Raw genomic sequence first — 20,371 nt, forward strand, 5'->3', positions numbered from 1 at the left:
TCATCAAGGCCTTACCCACCAAGGCCTTAACCCGGCCGCGCGTCCCGGTTCGCGCGAACCGCGCCGTTCTAACACGCGAGCGCCGAATTCGTCCCATGACAGATGCGTCATGGCAGGCACCTTGCCCGATGTGCCGGCTCGGGTGGCAAATCACTGGCCAAGCGGCCGAGGATCGCCATATAAGGCAGGCGAAATTCGGGAATTTTCATGAGCGCGCTGGCCAACCACGCATTTGCCAAGATGAACGGCATCGGCAACGAGATCGTCGTTGTCGACTTGCGCGATTCGGCGGCCAAGGTCACGCCGGACGATGCCCGCGCCGTCGCGTCCGCGAACGGCGGCGTGGCTTACGACCAGCTCATGGTGCTCTCGAGGCCGCGGCTCGACGGCACCGAGGCCTTCATCAGCATCTACAACAACGACGGTTCGGAGGCCGGTGCCTGCGGCAACGGCATGCGCTGCGTCGTGCGCCGCATCTTCGAGAAGACCGGGCAGACCAGTGCGACCTTCGAGACGGCCGCCGGCCTGCTCAATGCCTGGCAGGGTCCGGCGCCCGACCTCTACACGGTGGATATGGGCGCGCCGAAGTTCGGCTGGCAAGACATTCCGCTGGCGGAAGAGTTTCGCGACACCCGCTACATCGAATTGCAGATCGGGCCGATCGACAATCCCATTCTGCATTCGCCCTCAGTGGTGAGCATGGGCAATCCGCACGCGGTGTTCTGGGTCGACGACGTCAACGCCTACGATCTGGGCCGCTTCGGTCCGCTCTTGGAAAACCATCCGATCTTCCCCGAGCGCGCCAACATCACGCTCGCCCATATCGTCGATCGCGAGCACATCACGATCCGCACCTGGGAGCGCGGCGCCGGCCTGACCAAGGCGTGCGGGTCGGCGGCCTGTGCCACGGCGGTCGCCGCCGCGCGGCTGAAGCGCGCCGAGCGCAAGGTCGAGATCACCTTGCCCGGCGGCAAGCTCGGCATCGAATGGCGCGAGCGCGACGATCACGTGCTGATGACGGGCACCGCGACCTTCGAATATGAGGGCAGCTTCGATCCGGCGCTGTTCGCGCCGGTCGCCTGATGGCCGTCGACATCGTCACCTTCGGCTGCCGCCTCAACGCCTTCGAGGCCGAGGTGATCCGCAGCAAAGCGGAAGCCGCGGGTCTTTCCGACACCATCGTCATCAACAGTTGCGCCGTCACCAACGAGGCGGTGGCGCAGGCGCGCCAGTCGATCCGCAAGCTGAAGCGCGAGCGCCCCGAGGCGCGCATCGTCGTCACCGGCTGCGCGGCGCAGACGCAGGCTGCGATGTTCGCCGACATGGCCGAGGTCGACCGCGTCGTCGGAAATGACGACAAGATGCGCGGCGCGGCGTGGCGGGAGACGCGCCACGCTTTCGATCTTGGCGCCAGCGAGAAGATCGCCGTCAGCGACATCATGGGCGTGAAGGAGATGGCACCGCATCTCGTCGATGGCTATGCGAGCGGCCTGCCGCGCGTGTTCGTGCAGGTGCAGAACGGTTGCGATCATCGCTGCACCTTCTGCATCATCCCGTTCGGCCGCGGCAATTCGCGCTCGGTGCCGATGGGCGCGGTGGTCGAGCAGGTGCGCACCCTGGTCGAGCGCGGCCATGCCGAGATCGTGCTGACCGGCGTCGATCTCACCAGCTATGGTGCGGACCTGCCCGGCGCGCCCAGGCTCGGCAGGCTGACCAAGCAGATCCTGCGCCATGTGCCCGAGCTCAAGCGCCTGCGCATCTCCTCGATCGATTCGATCGAGGCGGATGACGACCTGCTCGATGCCATCGCGGAGGATGCGCGCCTGATGCCGCACCTGCACCTGTCGCTGCAGTCAGGCGATGACATGATCCTGAAACGCATGAAGCGGCGGCATTCGCGGCAGGATGCGATTGGCTTCTGCGAGCAGGTGCGCCGCCTGCGCCCCGATGTCGTCTTCGGCGCCGACATCATCGCGGGCTTCCCGACCGAGACCGAGGACATGTTCTCGCGTTCGCTGGATCTCGTGGACGAATGCGGCCTGACCTTCCTGCACGTCTTCCCTTATTCGCCGCGGCCCGGCACGCCGGCCGCGCGGATGCCGCAGGTGGCGGGGCCGGTCATTAAAGAGCGTGCGAAGCGGCTGCGCGCGGTAGGAGAGGCGGCGCTGCAGCAGCGCCTGCAAGCCGAGATCGGCACGATGCGCGAGGTGCTGATCGAGAGCGAGGGGCAGGGCCGCACGGAGCATTATCTGCCGGTGGCGATTGCGGGCGAGCGGGTGGGAAGCATCGTGCCACGATTGATTGCCGGCGTTGATGGCGAGCGGCTCACCACATAGTCGGTGTCGTCGCCCGGCTTGACCGGGCGCCCCAGTACACCGCGGCTTATCCGTACCCACCAACGTCTCTGGAATACTGGATCCCCCGCCTTCGCGGGGGATGACACCGTGGAGTGGTGCGCAGAGGACCTTAAAAAGTTTACGACGCCCTGACCTGCCAGAATCGCAGCGTCCGCTTGGCGTTCTCCGCCGTCATCCTCACAAAATGCCCCTGTGTCCTCGCGATGTCCGCGGGCTTCATCGCGCCTGTGGCGAAGCGGCATTCGAGCACGGCCTTGGTCGTTTCCCAGCTGAGCTGTGCGGCCTTGCACGGCACCAGCAGGCCGTCCTCGCGCAGACTCTGCATCAGCGGACGGATCACCTCGACCGTCGACCCCGACAACGCCGCCAGCGCCGCCACCGTCTCCTCATAGCGCCGCTGTCTGGCGAAGCCGAGCAACGTCGCCTCGTTGAGCTGGCCGGTAGCCTTCAGGCCGGCAATGGCGCGCTTGGCACCCTCGAAATCGCGCACCGCCGACATTTCGCGCTCGGCGCCGATGGTGACGGCGGCGATCGCGCTCTGGATCTCCTCGAACAGATGCGGCGGGGCGCGCGACAACAGGCGGGTGCGCACGGCGTCCGTCGCCGAGCGCAGCAATTGGCGACGCAGCTCCGAGGGCAAGTCGACGCGGACGCCGACGCTGACCGCGAGCTCCGGATCGCTTTCGGCCTGGCCGACGATGGTGGCAAATCCCTTTGCGGAGACGCGGGCGCCGGGATTGGCGGCGAGCCGCCGGCTGACGCTGGGATAGCGGCGCGCCAGCAGCGCGTCGGTGACGATCTCCTTCAGCCACCAGCGGCCGGCGACCGCGAGCAGATGCGGCTCGCCCTTAGCTGATGCGATCTTCACCAGCTCGCCGTCATCGAGGCGCGCAGATTCCTGCAGCACGGGGCCGGCGATGCGGATCTCGTCATTGTTGGCGAGGCGGCGGATCACCGACGGCGGCGCCTGCGCGATCGGCGCCAGCTGTGCGCTGATCTCGGCCAGCGCGACCCGCGCGGCCACATCGGCGATGGCGCGCAGCTCGATGGTGCCGATCAGGCGCTCGAGCACGTCGTCGAACAGCGCGATCTGCTCGTCGTCGAAATTGCCGGCGGAGGAGAGGAACAGCTCGGTGACGCGCCTGGCCGTCTCCAGGCCCTTTTCCGGCGAGCCGATCCGCAGTGCGGATTCGACCTCGTCGATGATCGATAGCCCGTCCCTGGTCATCACGCGCGGCTCGTCCTGAGCGGTTACGGAAGCTTGTTCTAAGCAACCGTTATCATTAGAGGCGAGCGCTGAAGGTTTCGTAAACCATGGTCGGGATGCGGTCGTTGAGCGAGATGCCGCCACGAATGCGGTGCGCTCCCTCCCCCGCCTGCGGGGAGGGCTGGGGAGAGGGTGTCTCCACAACGGGACAATCCCCTAGAGGATAGAACCCGCGCCTTCGGCGCGACCTCTCCCGCAAGCGGGAGCGGTGAACGGCACCTACTCCCCGTTCCACCCGCAGGCCCGAAGCTTCTCATGCATATGCGGCGGGGCCGGCGCCACGACGCGGACGGGCTCCTTGTTCCGGGAGATCGGCACCACGATCTCGCGCGAATGCAGGTGCAGGCGCGGCTCGCCGAAGCGCGGACCGTTGCCGTAAATGTTATCGCCGAAGATCGGCCAGCCGCTCGCGGCCGCATGTACCCGCAATTGATGGGTCCGGCCGGTCACCGGTTCCATGGCAAGCCAGGTGAAACCGTCGCCCCGGCCCATCACCTTCCAGTTCGTAATCGCCTTCTGGCCTTCGGGATCCGGTTTCTGCCACCAGCCGCGCTCGGCATTGAGCCGGCCGAGCGGCATGTCGATGGTGCCTTCATCCTCGGCAGGCCCGCCCTCGACCACGGTCCAGTACGTCTTGCCGATCTTGCCGTGCTTGAACAAAAGGCCCAGCGATGCCGTCGCCTTGCGGTGGCGGCCGAGCACGAGGCAGCCCGAGGTGTCCTTGTCCAGCCGGTGGGCCAGCACCGGCGGCCGCGGCAGGCCGAAACGCAGCGCATCGAAGCAATCCTCCAGATTGGGGCCGCCCTTCGGGCCGCGATGCACCGGCAGGCCGGCAGGCTTGTCGATGACCAGCATCAGGCCGTCGCGATGGAGCACGCGGGCCAAGATCTCATCGGCGGTCAATTGGGGAACATCGAGCAATCGCAGGACTTTCGGTCAAGGCTTTCGTTTACGGGCCGGAACGGCTAACACGCCACCATGAACGATACCACCTCCGAGACCCCCAAGCTGAGCTGGTGGCGCCGCCTGTCCAACGGGCTGAAGCGCACCTCGTCCTCGCTCGGGACCGCGGTCGCCGACCTCGTCACCAAGCGCAAGCTCGACCGCGCCATGCTCGACGACATCGAGGACGTGCTGCTGCGCGCCGACCTCGGCACGTCAGTCGCGGTGCGCATTGCCGATGCCGTCGGCACCGGCCGCTACGACAAGGCGATCTCGGCGGAGGAGGTCAAGGACGTCGTCGCCACCGAGGTGGAGAAGGTGCTGTCGCCGGTGGCAAAACCGCTCGTGATCGATGCGGCCAAGAAGCCGTTCGTCATTCTCGTCGTCGGCGTCAACGGTTCCGGCAAGACCACCACGATCGGCAAGCTGTCGCAGAAATTCGCCTCCGAAGGCCGCAAGGTGATGCTGGCCGCCGGCGACACGTTTCGCGCCGCCGCCATCGAGCAGCTCAAGGTCTGGGGCGAGCGGACGAAGACGCCCGTCATCGCAGGCGCGCAGGGCTCGGATTCCGCAAGCCTCGCCTTCAACGCGCTCACCGCAGCGAAGGAGCAGGCGATTGACGTGCTGCTGATCGACACCGCCGGCCGCTTGCAGAACAAGGCCGAGCTGATGAACGAGCTCGAGAAGGTCGTGCGCGTGATCCGCAAGGTGGATGACACTGCGCCGCATGCCGTGCTGCTGGTGCTGGATGCGACCGTCGGCCAGAATGCGCTGTCGCAGGTCGAGGCCTTCCATCGCACCGCCGGGGTCACCGGCCTCGTGATGACCAAGCTCGACGGCACCGCGCGCGGCGGCATCCTGGTGGCGCTCGCGGAGAAGTTCAAGCTGCCGGTGCACTTCATCGGCGTCGGCGAAGGCGTCGACGATCTCGCGCCCTTCACCGCGCGCGACTTCGCCCGCGCCATCGCCGGAATCGAATAGCGTCATCCTTCGAGACGCCGCTTGCGCGGCTCCTCAGGATGAGGTCGTGCCACACATGAGGTCCTCATCCTGAGGAGACCGCGAAGCGGTCGTCTCGAAGGATGGGAGATACGGAAGAGAGAATGGACAAAACCCAGCCGCATCCGCTGTTCAAGCTCGCGACCGAGCTCGGTCCGCTGCTCGTGTTCTTCTTCGTCAACGCGAAGTTCAATCTGTTCGCGGCGACTGGCGCCTTCATGGTGGCCATCGCGGTCGCGATGGCCGCCTCTTACATCGTGACGCGACACATCCCGATCATGGCGATCGTCACGGGGGTGATCGTGCTGGTGTTCGGCACGTTGACCCTGGTGCTGCACGACGAGACTTTCATCAAGGTCAAGCCGACCATCATCTACGGCCTGTTCGCCGCGATCCTCGGCGGCGGCCTGTTGTTCGGCCGCTCCTTCATCGCCGTGATGTTCGACCAGGTGTTCAACCTGACGCCGCAGGGCTGGCGCATCCTCACCTTGCGCTGGGCGCTGTTCTTCGCCGGAATGGCGGTGCTGAACGAGATCGTCTGGCGCACCCAGAGCACGGATTTCTGGGTGAACTTCAAGGTGTTCGGCGTCACCCCGATCACGATGATCTTCGCCATCGCCCAGATGCCGCTGACCAAGCGCTATCATCTGGCGCCGGTCTCGCTGGAGAGAAGCGAGGCCGAGGCGGGGGATGTGAGCAAGGGATAGGCGAAGGACAGGCGAAGCGTCGCTCCACATACCGCTGTCATGCCCCGGCTTGACCGGGGCATCCAGTACGCCGCAGCTTCTCCGTATACGACTGGCGTCTCTGGAATACTGGATCGCCCGATCAAGTCGGGCGATGACAGTTGAGCGTGTGGTACGAGCGCGGCATCAGCTTCCTGCCTTCAGCGCCTTCTCCAGCTCCGGCATCAGCACGGCCTTGAGATTTTGCGGCGTGATCGGCCCGACCAGCTTGTAGACGATGGTGCCCTCGCGCCCGACGACGAAGGTCTCCGGCACGCCATAGACGCCCCATTCGATCGAGGCGCGGCCGTTGGCGTCGACGCCGACGTGGCCGAACGGGTTGCCGTAGCGGCCGAGGAAGCGGCGCGCATTGTCGGCGGCGTCCTTGTAGTTGATGCCGACCAGCTGGAAGCGCTTGTCTTTTGCCATTTCGGTCAAAAGCGGCGCTTCGTCATGGCACGGCACGCACCAGGACGCCCAGACGTTGACGAGGCTGACCTTGCCCTTGAAGGCGGCGGGATCGAGTCCCGGCACCTGCGTGCCGTTGTCCTGCAGCCCCTGGAGCGGCGGCAGCACGGTCTGCGGTGCGGGCCGGCCGATCAGCGCCGAGGGAATCCGCGAGGGATCGCCGCTGCCGAGCCGGAACCAGAACAAAAGCGCCAGGCCGATGAAGACAATCAGCGGCAGCATCACCAGGAAGGCGCGGCGCTGCGGCGGAGCGGAGGCAGGTTGATCGCTCATCGCGGCTCCGTCGCGCTGCGGCCCGACCGGCGGGTGATGCCGCGCTGCTCCAGCTCGCGTAGGCGCTGCGTCTGGCTGCGATAATCGAGCATGACCCAGCCGATCAGGATCGCAACCACGAGGGCGACAGCTGCGTAAGACGCCACGATGAAAGAGGCATAAGGACCGAGCGACATCGTCATGCTGCCCCAGCTTCTTTTGACGCGTTTTCTACTCCGCTCGAGAACGCCATGCGACTGGCCTGCATCATCTGCAGCGAGCGGACACGGCGGCGCAAAATCTCGTTGCGCATCGCGGCCAGATGCAGCGTGACGAACAGCAGCGTGAAGGCGAGCGCCATCACCAGCAGCGGAATCAGGAACGACTTGTCCAGCGCCGAGCCGCTCATGCGCATCACCGAGGCGGGCTGGTGCAGCGTGTTCCACCAATCGACCGAGAACTTGATGATCGGCAGGTTGATCGCGCCGACCAGGGTCAGCACCGCGGCGGCGCGCGCCGCACGCGAGGGATCGTCGACGGCACGCCACAGCGCCATCAGGCCCAGATACATCAGGAACAGGATCAGCACCGAGGTCAGCCGCGCGTCCCACTCCCAATAGGTGCCCCACATCGGCCGGCCCCAGAGCGAGCCCGTGAGCAACGCGAGGAAGGTGAAGGCGGCGCCGATCGGAGCTGCGGCCTTGGCGGCGACGTCGGCGAGCGGATGCCGCCACACCAGCGTGCCCAACGATGCGATGCTCATCACGCCCCACACGAACATCGACAGCCAGGCATTGGGCACGTGGACGAACATGATCTTGACGGTCGCGCCCTGCTGATAGTCGTCGGGCGCGAGCGCAGCTTGATAGAGACCGATCGTGAGCAGGATGATTGTCGCGGCCGCCAGCCACGGCAACACCCGCGCTGTCAGCGCGAGGAACCGCGTGGGGTTGGCGAGGTCGATCAGCGTCATGGTATCCTGATAATCACCGGGGGCCGCTCAGGCAATCAACACGAAAGCCCGTCGCGAAAGTTGATCGGGGTCAAGGTCGGCCCGGTCCTTTTCAATCGAGACCATGCCGCAGGCTCGCTGCGGCCGCGAACGGGCCGATCACGAGGCTGACCAGCGACAGCGCGCACAGGATCGAGAACGGCGCGCCGAAGGTCATCGGGCCGACGATCACCGCCTGCGAGGCCGCAACCCCGAAAATCAGCACGGGAATCGACAGCGGCAGCACCAGCACCGCCATCAACAGCCCGCCGCGATGCAGCGTCACCGCCAGCGCCGCGCCGATCATGCCGGTGAAGGTCAGCGCCGGAGTGCCCGCTAGCAACGTCAGCGCCACCGCAGCCGTGGCGATCATGTCGAGGTTGAGCAACAGGCCGAGCACGGGGGTTGCGACAATCAGCGGCAGGCCGGCGGCGAGCCAATGCGCCAGCGCCTTGGCGGCGCAGGCGAGTTCCAGCGGCGTCCGGCTCATCGTGATCAGGTCGAGCGAGCCGTCCTCATGGTCGGCCATGAACAGCCGGTCGAGGGTCAGCAGGCTGGCCAGGAGGGCGCCGAGCCAGAGGATCGCAGGTCCCAGCCGCGACAGCAGCGCCAGATCCGGCCCGACCGCGAACGGCATCAGCACCACCACGGTCAGGAAGAACAAGACGCCGATCAGCGCCCCGCCGCCGACGCGAAGCGCGATCCTGATGTCCCGGCGGATGAGGGCGGCAAGGGCGGTCATGGGGCGCTCCCAGCTTTTGGGAAGGCATCCGACAGCCCCAGGCACACTTCGGAAAGCTGAGGGTGCATCAAAATCACGCCGCGCCCCCGATCCGCAGCTCCCGCGATTCGATCCCGAGCGGGGCATGCGTCGCCGCGACGATCATGCCGCCGGCGGCAAGATGCTCGCGCATCAGGCCGGCGAACATGTCCTGACCGGCGACATCAAGCGCATTGGTCGGCTCGTCCAGGAGCCAGACCGGGCGGCGGACCGTCAGCAGCCGCGCCAGCGAGAGCCGGCGGCGCTGTCCCGCGGACAGGAATCCGGCGGGCAGATGGGTGGCGTGGTCGAGGCCCACCTTGGCGAGGCTCTCGGCCGCGTCGAAACGCTCGCCGCCGAGAAAATCAGCCCAAAACGTCAGGTTCTCGGCCACGCTCAGCGCCGGCTTCAGGGCATCGCGATGGCCGAGATAGTGGCACTGCTCCGCCAGGGTCAGCTCGCCATCGCCCCCCTTCAGCGTGATCGTCCCGCCGGCCGGAACGAGCAGGCCCGCGATCAGCCGCAGCAGCGAGGTCTTGCCTGATCCATTGCGCCCCATCACCGCGACGGCCTCGCCCGACCCGGCCGCGAAATCGAGCCCGGCGAACACCTCGCGCCCGCCCCGCACGCATCTCAGCCCGTGACCTGACAGCCGCATGTCGCCTTGGTTCAGTCCGTTCACAGCCGGGCCTCAGGAAATCTTGGGGTAGCGCATGGGAATTTTTGGCTCGCGAATTGCTGCGGCACGATAGTGGCTGTGGCGGCGCGGTTAGAAAGCTTCTATAAGCCCGGAACTACTTGATGCAGCAACTCAACCTGCCCCTGCAAGCGGCCCAGCCTGATGCGCTGACGGTGTTAAAATACCCTGCCGGGTATAACTAGCAATTGGGATCTCCTACATGACCTCGCTCGACAGCTTCAAATGCAAAAAGACTCTCAAGGTCGGCGCCAAGACCTATGTCTATTACAGCCTGCCCACCGCCGAGAAGAATGGTCTGAAGGGAATTTCGAAACTTCCCTATTCGATGAAGGTCCTGCTCGAGAATTTGCTGCGCAACGAGGACGGCCGCTCGGTCAAGAAGGAAGACATCGTCGCGGTCTCGAAATGGCTGCGCAAGAAGTCGCTGGAGCATGAGATCGCCTTCCGCCCGGCGCGGGTGCTGATGCAGGACTTTACCGGCGTGCCAGCGGTGGTCGACCTCGCCGCGATGCGCAACGCGATGCAGAAGCTCGGCGGCGAGCCTGAGAAGATCAACCCCTTGGTGCCCGTCGACCTCGTCATCGACCATTCCGTGATCGTGAACTTCTTCGGCGACAACAAGGCCTTCGGCAAGAACGTCACCGAGGAATACAAGCAGAACCAGGAGCGCTACGAGTTTCTGAAGTGGGGTCAGAAGGCGTTCTCGAACTTCTCCGTCGTGCCGCCCGGCACCGGCATCTGCCACCAGGTCAATCTCGAATATCTGGCCCAGACGGTCTGGACCAAGAAGGAGAAGATGACCGTCGGCAAGAAGACCGGCACCTTCGAGGTGGCCTATCCCGATTCGCTGGTCGGCACCGATTCGCACACCACCATGGTCAACGGTCTTGCTGTGCTCGGCTGGGGCGTCGGCGGCATCGAGGCGGAAGCCTGCATGCTCGGCCAGCCGCTGTCGATGCTGCTGCCCAACGTCGTCGGCTTCAAGCTGAAGGGCGCGCTGAAGGAGGGCGTCACCGCGACAGACCTCGTGCTCACCGTGACGCAGATGCTGCGCAAGCTCGGCGTGGTCGGCAAGTTCGTCGAGTTCTTCGGCCCTGGCCTCGACCACCTCTCGGTCGCCGACAAGGCGACGATCGCCAACATGGCGCCCGAATACGGCGCGACCTGCGGCTTCTTCCCGGTCGATGCCGCCGCGCTCGATTATCTCAAGACCTCCGGCCGTGCCTCGGCCCGCGTCGCGCTGGTGCAGGCCTATGCCAAGGCGCAGGGCCTGTTCCGCACCGCCAAGTCGCCCGACCCCGTGTTCACGGAGACGCTGACCCTCGACCTCGGCGACGTCGTGCCGTCGATGGCCGGCCCGAAGCGTCCCGAAGGCCGCATCGCGCTGCCGACCGTCGCCGACGGCTTCTCGCTCGCGCTCGCCAGCGAGTACAAGAAGGCCGAGGAGCCGGCCAAGCGCTTCCCCGTGGAAGGCAAGAACTTCGACATCGGCCATGGCGACGTCGTGATCGCCGCGATCACCTCCTGCACCAACACCTCGAACCCGAGCGTGCTCATCGGCGCCGGCTTGCTCGCGCGCAATGCGGCTGCGAAGGGCCTCAAGGCCAAGCCGTGGGTGAAGACCTCGCTCGCCCCGGGCAGCCAGGTGGTCGCGGAATATCTCGCCAATTCCGGTCTGCAGCCCGATCTCGACAAGGTCGGATTCAACCTGGTCGGCTTCGGCTGCACCACCTGCATCGGCAATTCCGGTCCGCTGCCCGAGGAGATCTCGAAGTCGATCAACGACAACGGCGTCGTCGCGGCCGCCGTGCTCTCCGGCAACCGCAACTTCGAAGGCCGCGTTTCGCCGGATGTGCAGGCGAACTATTTGGCCTCGCCGCCGCTGGTGGTCGCCTACGCGCTCGCGGGCAGCGTCACCAAGAACCTCGCCACCGAGCCGCTCGGCGAGGGCAAGGACGGCAAGCCGGTGTACCTGAAGGACATCTGGCCGACGACCAAGGAGATCAACGCCTTCATGAAGAAGTTCGTGACCGCGTCGATCTTCAAGAAGAAATATGCCGACGTGTTCAAGGGCGACACCAACTGGCGCAAGATCAAGACGGTCGAGAGCGAGACCTATCGCTGGAACATGTCTTCGACCTACGTGCAGAACCCGCCCTATTTCGAAGGCATGAAGAAGGAGCCGGAGCCGGTCACCGACATCGTCGAGGCGCGCATCCTCGCCATGTTCGGCGACAAGATCACCACCGACCACATCTCGCCGGCCGGCTCGATCAAGCTCACCTCGCCCGCCGGCAAATATCTCAGCGAACACCAGGTGCGTCCGGCCGACTTCAACCAGTACGGCACGCGCCGCGGCAACCATGAAGTCATGATGCGCGGCACCTTCGCCAACATCCGCATCAAGAACTTCATGCTGAAGGGCGCGGACGGAAACATCCCCGAGGGCGGCCTGACCAAGCACTGGCCCGACGGCGAGCAGATGTCGATCTACGACGCCGCGATGAAGTACCAGGAAGAGAAGGTGCCGCTGGTGGTGTTCGCCGGTGCCGAGTACGGCAACGGCTCCTCGCGCGACTGGGCCGCCAAGGGCACGCGCCTGCTCGGCGTGCGCGCCGTGATCTGCCAGAGCTTCGAGCGCATCCACCGCTCCAACCTGGTCGGCATGGGCGTGCTGCCGCTGACCTTCGAGGAAGGCACCTCCTGGCAGTCGCTTGGGCTGAAGGGCGACGAGAAGGTGACCATCCGCGGCCTCGTCGGCGACCTCAAGCCGCGCCAGAAGCTGACCGCGGAGATCGTCTCCGGCGACGGTTCGCTGCAGCGCGTTTCGCTGCTCTGCCGCATCGATACGCTGGACGAGCTCGACTACTACCGTAACGGCGGCATCCTGCACTACGTGCTGCGCAAGCTCGCGGCGTAAACGCGGATTTGTGAATGATGGCTCACTGCGAAGTGAGTAGAAGCCTTAACGAAGGCGGCCTATCAAAGGCCGCCTTCGCGCGTTTGCGGTACGCTTCAGATGGGCCCGCCCGGCGGAAAACCTCCCTTTGGACGGTGGCCCGGATGGATGAATGTACCGCGCCCCGTAAGACTACGGTGACCATCCGGCGATAAGATTTCCCCCTGAGAGCAACGGTGTGCGGCGTTCGACATGACGACAATGACGGCTTCCCATCTGATTCCACGTTGGTCCGGCGCCCTCTGGTCGGGAGCTCTCGGCATATGTGCGATCATCGCCGTCATTCGTCCTGCCCAGGCTGAACCCCGCGCCGTCGTCGAATTGTTCACCTCGCAGGGCTGCTCCTCCTGCCCGCCCGCCGATCAGATCATCGGCGATCTCTCCAAGGACCCCTCCGTGATCGCGCTGAGCATGCCGATCGATTACTGGGACTATCTCGGCTGGAAGGACACGCTGGCGGATTCGCGCTTCTCTGCACGGCAGCGTGCCTATTCGCGCATGCGCGGCGACCGCGAGGTCTACACGCCGCAGGTCGTGGTCAACGGCTCCACCCATGTCATCGGCAGCGATCGCGCCGGCATCGAGAACGCGATCGGCAAGACCGACAAGGGCACCGGCGTGATGAGCGTGCCGGTGACGATGTCGCTCTCGGGCAAGCAGATCAACGTCTCGGTCGCCGCCAGCAAGGAGCCCGCGGTCTCGCGCGGCGAGGTCTGGATCTGCTCGATCGCCAAGTCGGTGCCGATCGCGATCACCCGCGGCGAGAACAAGGGACAGCAGGTCACCTATCACAACGTGGTGCGTAGCCTGCTCAAGGTCGGCGACTGGACCGGCCGCCCGGAGAGCTGGACGGTGCCGATCGAGAACCTCACGCGCGACGGCGTCGACGGCGCAGTGGTCTACGTCCAGGACGGCAGCCGCGAGCGACCGGGCCCGATGCTGGGTGCGGCGTACACGTCGCTGCATTGAAGCGCAGATCTTCTTGAGACATCAGTCTCTCGTCATTCCGGGGCGCGCCACTTGGCGCGAGCCCGGAATCCATCAATCCCATTATCCGAGCTGAGAAATGGATTCCGGGCTCGCGCTTCGCGCGCCCCGGAATGACGGGCGCCGGAAACATCCCGGCACAAACAAAAAAGGACCAACTTGCGTTGGCCCTCCTTGTCGTGCGTACAGACCCGATCCTGTTCGACCCCGGGGGGCTGGGGGCTGAGGAATCCGGAACCGAAAGGACCGGGTCAACGCACGTCACCCTTTTCGCAGTGCAGGGCGGCAGGCGGTTGGCGGAAAAGCGGCGATACTATGATTCCTGCTAACGATCCCGTGACGGTTTGCCGCGACGGAGTTCCACCCTTGCGTGTGCCCTGATGGACGCCGATTCGATGGGTCGAGCCCCTTGCGATGCGGAACGGTTGGCGCAATCATGCAATTGTCACGAACGCGGTTCCGGGGACGATCTTGGCGGACGCGGGTCATAGCCGTGCGATGAGGAGGCGCTTCCCATGAGTCTGACGTCGGAGGATGCCGACCCGAGCGAGCAGCGCGCGGCGGCGCGTCCTGCCGCGGCGCTTACGCAGCCAAACCGGGTGACGTTCAACCGGCTCGAGCTGCACCGGATTCTCAATCTCTACGGCCGCATGGTCGCTGACGGCGAGTGGCGCGATTATGCCATCGACTTCCTGAAGGATCGCGCCGTGTTCTCGGTCTATCGCCGCGCCTCGGAAGTGCCGATCTATCGCATCGAGAAGGACCCGCGGCTGGCGCGCAAGCAGGGCATGTACAGCGTGATCTCGGCGACCGGCCTGATCCTGCGCCGCGGCCACGAGCTCGAGCGGGTGCTGCTGGTGATCGATCGCAAACTGGCGGTGGTGTAGACGAACGAACGGTGCCGTAGGGTGGGCAAAGGCGCGTAGCGCCGTGCCCACGCGCTTTCTCTAGTGCGGCGAACGGTGGGCACGCTTCGCTTTGCCCACCCTACGACACCTACTTTGTCGGCACCGTACTTGCGCCCTCGCCGAGGTCGCGCTGCATCATCACGGTGTCCAGCCAGCGGCCGAATTTCAGCCCGACACTGGGATGCGTGCCGATCATCTTGAAGCCGCACCTCGTGTGCACGCCGATCGATCCGGCATTGGCGGAATCGCCGATCACAGCGATCATCTGGCGGAAGCCGCGCGCCTCGCATTCGGCGATCAGCCGTTCCAGCAGCATTGAGCCGACGCCGCGGCGGTGGAAGGAGGGATCGAGATAGATCGAGTTCTCCACCGTGAAGCGATAGGCCGGCCGCGGCCGGTAGGCGCCGGCATAGGCATAGCCGGCCACGCGCCCGTCCAGCATGGCGACGAAATAGGGATAGCCGCCGTCGATCAGCGCGCGATAGCGGCGCGTCATTTCGGTGAGGTCGGGCGGCTCCAGCTCGAATGTCGCCGTGCCCTCGCGGACGGCCTGCTGGTAGATGGCGGTGACGGCGGGAAGGTCGGCCTCGGTGGTGGGCCTGATATCGGGTGCGGACATGGGGGAAGGATAGAGCCTTCGTCCGACTGCTGGAAGGGGTTCCGCCGCCTCCGCAGCGTCATTGCGAGCGCAGCGAAGCAATCCAGAAATGCATCCGCGGAGGGACTCTGGATTGCTTCGTCGCATCAGCGCAAAATTGCTGCGCAATTTTGTCGCGAGCTCCTCGCAATGACGAGGAGAGCCCGTACCCGCAAACGAAAACCCCGGCCTTTCGGCCGGGGTTCGTGTCCGTTCTCTCGTCTCAGAGCTTACTCGCGCTGGCCGAGGAGCTGCAGCAGCAGCGTGAACAGGTTGATGAAGTTCAGGTACAGCGACAGTGCGCCGGTGATGGCCGAACGCTCTGCGACTTCACCGCCGGCCGAGGCATAGCCGTAGATGTAGTCGTTCTTCAGCCGCTGGGTATCCCAGGCGGTCAGGCCCGAGAACACCAGCACGCCGACCACCGACACGATGAACTGCAGCATCGAGCTGGCCAGGAACAGGTTCACCAGGCTGGCGAGAACGATGCCGATCAGGCCCATGAACAGGAACGAGCCCATGCCGGTCAGGTCACGCTTGGTGGTGTAGCCGTAGAGGCTCAGCGCACCGAAGGTCGCCGCGGTGATGAAGAACACCCGCACGATCGAGGTGTGCGTGAACACCAGGAAGATCGACGACAGCGAGATGCCCATCAGCGCCGCGAACACCCAGAACAGGATCTGGGCGGTCGAGGGGGCCAGACGGTTGATGCCCGCCGAGATCACGAACACCATCGCGAGCGGCGCCAGGATGAACAGCCACTTCAGGGGGCTGACGAACATGGCGTAGCCGAACGGCGTCAGGAACACCTTGCCGACGCGAACGGCGTCCGCCGTCGGAACGTCGGTCACGGCGGCCATGTAGACGCCGAGCGCGGCAAGGCCGGTGATGGCCAGGCCAATGCTCATGTAGTTGTAGATGCGCAGCATATAGGCGCGCAGGCCGGCATCGACCGTCGCGGCGTCAACACGCCCGGCGGCCCTGCCGAAAGGAGAAGCGTAGTTACGGTCTAGGTCCGACATGGTCGAATTCCCGTTGGTTGGTCCGGTCCGGCACGAGGGTCGCCATGCCGCCGGTTCGTCAAATTCTATCTCGGAGACCGCTGCCAGCCGATTTAATTTTGGCTCACAATCGGGACTCCGAACCCATCCGATATGTGGGAAACTAACACATTCGCCGCAACCTTCCACGCGCGGCTGAATGTCGCCCTCGGCGTCAATCCTGACGCGAAGCTGACGGGGGTAGCGTGGTTAATCGCGGAAACCGGGCCGATTCCGGGCAGCTCGATCCGCCGCTACATTTTGTCACAAATTTCGCAACACCGTCGCGGGCTTTTTGTTCAATGCCAGCAGCGTGCCGGCAAGCCCGAGCCCGACGGTCACGACCAGCGCGGCGGCGACCACGCCGGCGGCGCTGCCGGCCTGCCAGACGAAGCTCAGCGTCATCAGCCGCGTCACGATCAGCCAGGCCGCGATGCTGCCCGCGATCACCCCGAACACCGCGGTAGCAAGGCCGATCAGGAGGTATTCGAGGGCATAGGCGCCGAGCAGCCGCAGCCGCGTCGCGCCCAGGGTCTTCAGGATAACCGCGTCATAGACCCGGTGGCGGTGGCCGGCGGCGAGCGCCCCGCCCAGCACCAGGATCGCCGAGATCAGCGTCACGGCGCTGGCGCCGCGGATCGCCAGGGCCAGATTGGTCACCACGGAGCCGACCGTCTCCATCACCTCGCGCACGCGCACGCTCGTCACCATCGGATAGGCGTCGGCGACCTCCTTGATGATCTTGCCGTCGCCCGCCTTTCCGCCCGCTTCCGTCAGCGCCGCGATATGGGTGTGCGGCGCGCCCTTGAAGGCGTTGGGCGAGAACACCAGGACGAAATTGATGCCGAGACCCTGCCAGTCGATCGTGCGCAGATTGCTGATCTTGGCCGGGATGTCGCGGCCGAGCACGTTGACCACCACCTCGTCGCCGAGCTTGAGGCCGAGCCCGTCGGCGATCTTCTTCTCCAACGAGACCAGCGGCGGGCCGGAATAATCAGCGCGCCACCATTCGCCCTCGACCACCTTGGAGCCCTTCGGCAGCTCGGCGGTGTAGGTCAGGCCGCGATCGCTCTGCAGCACCCATTCGGAATCCGTGGTCGGCTTGAGCTCCTCGGCGCGCACCCCGCGCGCGGCGACGATGCGTCCGCGCAGCATCGGCACGTCGTCGATCCTGGCGCCGGGGGCGATCTGGCGCAGATAGCCATCGAACTGCTCGGCCTGCGCGCTCGGAATGTCGATGAAGAAGAACGATGGCGCCTGGTCGGGGAGCGCCGCCAGGAACTGCCGGCGCAGATTGCCGTCGATCTGGGTGATGGTGACGAGCACGGCGAGCCCGAGTCCCAGCGACAGCACGACGGACGGCGTCAGCGCGCCCGGCCGGTGGATGTTGGCGATCGCAAGCCGCAGCATCGGCAGCCGCGTCCGTGGCAGCCGTCGTGCGATCGTCATCAGCAGGGCGGCGATGCCGCGCAGCAAGGCGAACACGACCACGGAGGAAGCCACGAACACCGCGGCGATGCGCCTGTCGAACGACAGGCCGATCACGACCGCGATGAGGAGTGCGATCACGACGGCCATGAACACGAGATAGCTCGCGCGCGGCCGGTGCCATTCGGAGCTGATGGTGTCGCGGAACAGCGCGGCCACCGGCACGTCGTGCACGCGCGCGAGCGGCCACAGGCCGAAGGCGAGCGCGGTGAGGAGGCCGTAGAGGAAAGACAGCGCGAGCTCGTCGGTGTGCACGGCCGGCACCACCGGCAGCGGCAACAGCTTGCCGAACAGGCCAACGATCGCAAACGGCATCGCGGCGCCGAGCGCCAGGCCGATCACGGACCCGATCGCGGCCAGCAGGACCACTTGCGCCAGATAGATGCCGAACACGTCCCGGCCGGTGGCGCCGACGGCCTTGAAGGCAGCGATCACCTCGAGCTTGCGGTCGATGTGACTCTTGACGGCATTGGCGACGCCGACGCCGCCGACCAGCAGCGCGGCAAGGCCGACTAGGGTCAGGAACTGCGTGAAGCGGTTGATGTTGCGCTCGAGCTGCGGCGAGGCATTGGAGCGGCTGCGGATCTCCCAGCCGGCCTGCGGCGCGGCGCTGCGCGCATCCGCGATGAAGGCTTCGGTGGCGCGCTCGTTGTTCGCGGCCTCCGGCAGCTTGACCCGGTAGACCCAACGCACCAAGCTGCCGGGCTGGATCAGGCCGGTGGCGCGCAAGGCCGCCTCGCTGATCAGAAAGCGGGGCCCGAAGCCGATGCCGCCGGCGAGCTTGTCCGGCTCGGCCTCGACGGTGGAGCGGATCTGGAACGTTGCGGACCCGATCGTGACGCGGTCGCCGGTCTTGAGAGAAAGCCGCGCCAGCAGCGTCGGATCGGCGGCAGCGCCGAACGCGCCGTCACGTTCCGCGAGCAGATCGGACATCTCCAGCTGCGGCGCAAGCTTCAACTTGCCGAGCATCGGATAGGTGTTGTCGACCGCCTTCATCTCGACCAGCGCCAGCTTGCCGTCAGTCGAACGCGCCATGCCGCGCAAGGTCGCAGCCGCCGACAGCGTGCCGCGCGAACGCAGGAACGCGACCTCTTCCGGCTTGGCCTCGCGCTGGAACAGCACGAAGGAGACGTCGCCGCCGAGCAGCGTGCGGCCCTCGCGTGCGAGACCGTCGCTCAGGCTCGCCGACACCGAGCCGACGCCGGCAATCGCCATCACGCCGAGCGCGATGCAGGCGATGAAGACGTAGAAGCCGCGCAGGCCGCCGCGCAATTCGCGCAAGGCGTAGCGCAGCGACAGCGCAACGGCGTTCGGCTTCTCGAACGATTCGGCCACGGCGCTCATGCGGGCGCAGACTGCGTGTCGATGCGCCCGGAGCGCAGGCGGATGACGCGATCGCAGCGATGCGCGAGCGAGGAATCGTGCGTCACCAGCACCAAGGTCATGCCGCGCTCGGCATGTTTGCTGAACAGGAGATCGACGATCTGCTTACCGGTGGTCTCGTCGAGATTGCCGGTCGGCTCGTCGGCGACCAGGATCGCGGGATCGGGTGCCAGCGCGCGGGCGAGCGCGACGCGCTGCTGCTCGCCGCCGGAGAGCTGGGTCGGATAATGATGCAGGCGGTCACCGAGCCCGACCGATTGCAACTCCTCTGCCGCGCGCTTGGCGGCATCGGGGTTGCCGGCGAGCTCGAGCGGCACAGCGACGTTCTCCAGCGCCGTCATGGTCGGGATCAGGTGAAAGGACTGGAAGACGATGCCGACCTGGCGGCCGCGGAAGCGCGCCAGCGCGTCCTCGTCGAGGGCATTGAAAGGCGTGCCATTCACCACCACCTCTCCGCTATCAGGACGTTCCAGCCCCGCCATCACCATCAGCAGCGTGGATTTGCCCGAGCCTGACGGGCCGATCAGGCCGATCGTCTCGCTCCGGCCGACCCGCAGGCTGATATCCTTGAGGATGTGAACGCGTGCCGCGCCCGTGCCCAATGAGAGGTTGACGTTGGAGATGGCGATGGTGTCCGCGGTAGCGGCGAGCGAAGAGGGGTCGATGCGAGTGTCCATGGTCCGGTCATATGGCAAGTCCGCACGCGGGGTCGAGAGGCGTTACGGATTGTTCATGCACATAGCCGTGTTGATGCTCGCCGTCATGACGATGGCGAACCCCGCTTGGGCGGGTGCGACAAAACCGGTCAAGCTCGTCGTCCTCGGCGATTCCCTGAGCGCGGGCCTTGGCCTTCCGGCCCAGGAGGCGTTCCCCCAAAAGCTTCAAAAAGCCTTGCGGGCCAAAGGCATAGAGGTCGACATGACCAATGCCGGCGTGTCCGGCGACACCACCTCGGGCGGCCGCGACCGGCTCGACTGGTCGGTGCCCGATGGAACTGACGGTGTCATCGTCGAGCTCGGCGCCAATGACGCGCTGCGCGGCATCGATCCCGACGTGGCGCGCGCCGCGCTGACCGACATCATCCAGCGGCTCAAGGCGCGCAAGATTGCGGTCATGCTCTGCGGCATGCTGGCGCCGCCGAATTACGGCGCCGAATACGCCGCGCGCTTCAATTCGATTTATCCGGATCTGGCCAAGACATTCGACGTGCCGCTCTATCCGTTCTTCCTCGAAGGCGTCGCGGCCGAGGCCAAGCTCAATCAGGCCGACGGCATTCATCCGACCGCTGAAGGCGTCGACATCATCGTCGGCAGGATCATGCCCATGGTGGAGGCATTCATTGGCACGATCGCTGAGCAACGGCGTTGAAAACCAGGCAGCGCCAACCCTAATTCCCAGGGTTTTACCGGGGTGAAGCGCGGCATGCTTCGCAGAGTCACACAACTGCGATAGGAATCAGGGTACCGGTGATTCGTCGCCGGCTCTAATTTGGATATGGTCTCGCTGTT

Annotated in this window: 19 protein-coding genes; 8 read left to right on the plus strand and 11 right to left on the minus strand. The window is 65.7% G+C overall.

The annotated features are described in order from the left end of the window. Positions 1-207: 207 nt before the first annotated feature. Together dapF and mtaB are read left to right on the plus strand one after the other, a co-directional pair. Positions 208-1,083 (plus strand): diaminopimelate epimerase, encoded by an 876-nt coding sequence (dapF, locus tag ACM43_RS24890; RefSeq protein ID WP_225184116.1) that lies wholly within the window; start codon positions 208-210, stop codon positions 1,081-1,083. Further along, positions 1,083-2,336, plus strand: coding sequence for a tRNA (N(6)-L-threonylcarbamoyladenosine(37)-C(2))-methylthiotransferase MtaB (gene mtaB, locus ACM43_RS24895; protein ID WP_271543560.1), 1,254 nt, complete (start codon positions 1,083-1,085; stop codon positions 2,334-2,336). The genes dapF and mtaB overlap by 1 nt, the downstream gene beginning before the upstream one ends. A 139-nt stretch (positions 2,337-2,475) precedes the next feature. Here mtaB and ACM43_RS24900 read toward each other — a convergent pair whose 3' ends face one another. After that, positions 2,476-3,585 carry a DUF2336 domain-containing protein gene (locus ACM43_RS24900; protein WP_271543562.1) on the minus strand — a complete coding sequence of 370 codons (1,110 nt, stop codon included), beginning with the start codon at positions 3,583-3,585 and terminating at the stop codon, positions 2,476-2,478. A gap of 258 nt (positions 3,586-3,843) precedes the next feature. Then, a complete protein-coding gene (locus ACM43_RS24905; protein WP_198399943.1) occupies positions 3,844-4,545 on the minus strand; it encodes an RluA family pseudouridine synthase in 702 nt (233 codons plus the stop codon). Between the two features lie 57 nt (positions 4,546-4,602). On the opposite strand from ACM43_RS24905, the gene ftsY reads away from it, so the two are divergent. Next, positions 4,603-5,547 carry a signal recognition particle-docking protein FtsY gene (ftsY, locus tag ACM43_RS24910; RefSeq protein ID WP_271543565.1) on the plus strand — a complete coding sequence of 315 codons (945 nt, stop codon included), beginning with the start codon at positions 4,603-4,605 and terminating at the stop codon, positions 5,545-5,547. A gap of 122 nt (positions 5,548-5,669) precedes the next feature. Next, positions 5,670-6,272, plus strand: coding sequence for a septation protein A (locus ACM43_RS24915; protein WP_036008846.1), 603 nt, complete (start codon positions 5,670-5,672; stop codon positions 6,270-6,272). A 165-nt stretch (positions 6,273-6,437) separates the two neighbouring features. Here the strand turns inward: ACM43_RS24915 and ACM43_RS24920 are convergent, their stop codons facing one another. The 5 genes from ACM43_RS24920 to ccmA form a co-directional block, all read right to left on the minus strand. After that, on the minus strand, positions 6,438-7,031 hold the full coding sequence (locus ACM43_RS24920) for a DsbE family thiol:disulfide interchange protein (RefSeq protein ID WP_271543568.1): 594 nt from the start codon (positions 7,029-7,031) through the stop codon (positions 6,438-6,440). Beyond that, positions 7,028-7,213, minus strand: coding sequence for a heme exporter protein CcmD (ccmD, locus tag ACM43_RS24925; RefSeq protein WP_036040763.1), 186 nt, complete (start codon positions 7,211-7,213; stop codon positions 7,028-7,030). The genes ACM43_RS24920 and ccmD overlap by 4 nt, the downstream gene beginning before the upstream one ends. Further along, complete coding sequence (locus ACM43_RS24930) at positions 7,210-7,983, minus strand: heme ABC transporter permease (protein ID WP_271543571.1); 774 nt, start codon at positions 7,981-7,983, stop codon at positions 7,210-7,212. The genes ccmD and ACM43_RS24930 overlap by 4 nt, the downstream gene beginning before the upstream one ends. Positions 7,984-8,074: 91 nt before the next feature. Further along, positions 8,075-8,743: a heme exporter protein CcmB gene (gene ccmB / locus ACM43_RS24935; protein ID WP_025032861.1), complete on the minus strand. Its 669-nt coding sequence runs from the start codon at positions 8,741-8,743 to the stop codon at positions 8,075-8,077. 73 nt (positions 8,744-8,816) lie between these two features. Continuing rightward, positions 8,817-9,419, minus strand: coding sequence for a heme ABC exporter ATP-binding protein CcmA (gene ccmA, locus ACM43_RS24940; RefSeq protein WP_271543698.1), 603 nt, complete (start codon positions 9,417-9,419; stop codon positions 8,817-8,819). A 241-nt stretch (positions 9,420-9,660) separates the two neighbouring features. On the opposite strand from ccmA, the gene acnA reads away from it, so the two are divergent. From acnA to ACM43_RS24955, 3 genes are all read left to right on the plus strand, one after another. After that, positions 9,661-12,381 carry an aconitate hydratase AcnA gene (acnA, locus tag ACM43_RS24945; protein ID WP_036008823.1) on the plus strand — a complete coding sequence of 907 codons (2,721 nt, stop codon included), beginning with the start codon at positions 9,661-9,663 and terminating at the stop codon, positions 12,379-12,381. A gap of 231 nt (positions 12,382-12,612) precedes the next feature. After that, complete coding sequence (locus ACM43_RS24950) at positions 12,613-13,389, plus strand: DUF1223 domain-containing protein (RefSeq protein WP_157286493.1); 777 nt, start codon at positions 12,613-12,615, stop codon at positions 13,387-13,389. Positions 13,390-13,922: 533 nt separating this feature from the next. Beyond that, entirely contained in the window at positions 13,923-14,294 is a 372-nt protein-coding gene (locus ACM43_RS24955; RefSeq protein ID WP_271543576.1) for a DUF2794 domain-containing protein, read from the plus strand. 109 nt (positions 14,295-14,403) lie between these two features. Here the strand turns inward: ACM43_RS24955 and ACM43_RS24960 are convergent, their stop codons facing one another. The 4 genes from ACM43_RS24960 to ACM43_RS24975 all read right to left on the minus strand — a co-directional run bounded on the left by ACM43_RS24960 (position 14,404) and on the right by ACM43_RS24975 (position 19,540). Continuing rightward, complete coding sequence (locus ACM43_RS24960; protein WP_157286491.1) at positions 14,404-14,934, minus strand: GNAT family N-acetyltransferase; 531 nt, start codon at positions 14,932-14,934, stop codon at positions 14,404-14,406. Between the two features lie 248 nt (positions 14,935-15,182). Next, complete coding sequence (locus ACM43_RS24965; RefSeq protein WP_128265191.1) at positions 15,183-15,974, minus strand: Bax inhibitor-1/YccA family protein; 792 nt, start codon at positions 15,972-15,974, stop codon at positions 15,183-15,185. Positions 15,975-16,256: 282 nt separating this feature from the next. Further along, positions 16,257-18,824: an ABC transporter permease gene (locus ACM43_RS24970; protein WP_271543579.1), complete on the minus strand. Its 2,568-nt coding sequence runs from the start codon at positions 18,822-18,824 to the stop codon at positions 16,257-16,259. Further along, on the minus strand, positions 18,821-19,540 hold the full coding sequence (locus tag ACM43_RS24975; protein WP_036024603.1) for an ABC transporter ATP-binding protein: 720 nt from the start codon (positions 19,538-19,540) through the stop codon (positions 18,821-18,823). The genes ACM43_RS24970 and ACM43_RS24975 overlap by 4 nt, the downstream gene beginning before the upstream one ends. Positions 19,541-19,595: 55 nt before the next feature. On the opposite strand from ACM43_RS24975, the gene ACM43_RS24980 reads away from it, so the two are divergent. Continuing rightward, entirely contained in the window at positions 19,596-20,231 is a 636-nt protein-coding gene (locus ACM43_RS24980; protein WP_271543582.1) for an arylesterase, read from the plus strand. The last annotated feature ends 140 nt before the right edge of the window (positions 20,232-20,371 follow it).

Origin of the sequence: Bradyrhizobium sp. CCBAU 45321 (assembly GCF_028128975.1) — a bacterium.
Taxonomy (GTDB): domain Bacteria; phylum Pseudomonadota; class Alphaproteobacteria; order Rhizobiales; family Xanthobacteraceae; genus Bradyrhizobium; species Bradyrhizobium yuanmingense.

Bases quoted from the DNA above. Each gene is read 5' to 3' on its own strand.
- ACM43_RS24970 (WP_271543579.1), bottom strand. From the start codon at position 18,824: ATGAGCGCCGTGGCCGAATCGTTCGAGAAGCCGAACGCCGTTGCGCTG.
- ftsY (WP_271543565.1), top strand. From the start codon at position 4,603: ATGAACGATACCACCTCCGAGACCCCCAAGCTGAGCTGGTGGCGCCGC.
- ACM43_RS24980 (WP_271543582.1), top strand. From the start codon at position 19,596: ATGCACATAGCCGTGTTGATGCTCGCCGTCATGACGATGGCGAACCCC.
- ACM43_RS24960 (WP_157286491.1), bottom strand. From the start codon at position 14,934: ATGTCCGCACCCGATATCAGGCCCACCACCGAGGCCGACCTTCCCGCC.
- ACM43_RS24930 (WP_271543571.1), bottom strand. From the start codon at position 7,983: ATGACGCTGATCGACCTCGCCAACCCCACGCGGTTCCTCGCGCTGACA.
- dapF (WP_225184116.1), top strand. From the start codon at position 208: ATGAGCGCGCTGGCCAACCACGCATTTGCCAAGATGAACGGCATCGGC.
- ACM43_RS24965 (WP_128265191.1), bottom strand. From the start codon at position 15,974: ATGTCGGACCTAGACCGTAACTACGCTTCTCCTTTCGGCAGGGCCGCC.
- ACM43_RS24920 (WP_271543568.1), bottom strand. From the start codon at position 7,031: ATGAGCGATCAACCTGCCTCCGCTCCGCCGCAGCGCCGCGCCTTCCTG.
- ccmA (WP_271543698.1), bottom strand. From the start codon at position 9,419: ATGCGGCTGTCAGGTCACGGGCTGAGATGCGTGCGGGGCGGGCGCGAG.
- ACM43_RS24900 (WP_271543562.1), bottom strand. From the start codon at position 3,585: ATGACCAGGGACGGGCTATCGATCATCGACGAGGTCGAATCCGCACTG.
- mtaB (WP_271543560.1), top strand. From the start codon at position 1,083: ATGGCCGTCGACATCGTCACCTTCGGCTGCCGCCTCAACGCCTTCGAG.
- ACM43_RS24975 (WP_036024603.1), bottom strand. From the start codon at position 19,540: ATGGACACTCGCATCGACCCCTCTTCGCTCGCCGCTACCGCGGACACC.
- ccmD (WP_036040763.1), bottom strand. From the start codon at position 7,213: ATGACGATGTCGCTCGGTCCTTATGCCTCTTTCATCGTGGCGTCTTAC.
- ACM43_RS24915 (WP_036008846.1), top strand. From the start codon at position 5,670: ATGGACAAAACCCAGCCGCATCCGCTGTTCAAGCTCGCGACCGAGCTC.
- ACM43_RS24955 (WP_271543576.1), top strand. From the start codon at position 13,923: ATGAGTCTGACGTCGGAGGATGCCGACCCGAGCGAGCAGCGCGCGGCG.
- ccmB (WP_025032861.1), bottom strand. From the start codon at position 8,743: ATGACCGCCCTTGCCGCCCTCATCCGCCGGGACATCAGGATCGCGCTT.
- acnA (WP_036008823.1), top strand. From the start codon at position 9,661: ATGACCTCGCTCGACAGCTTCAAATGCAAAAAGACTCTCAAGGTCGGC.
- ACM43_RS24950 (WP_157286493.1), top strand. From the start codon at position 12,613: ATGACGACAATGACGGCTTCCCATCTGATTCCACGTTGGTCCGGCGCC.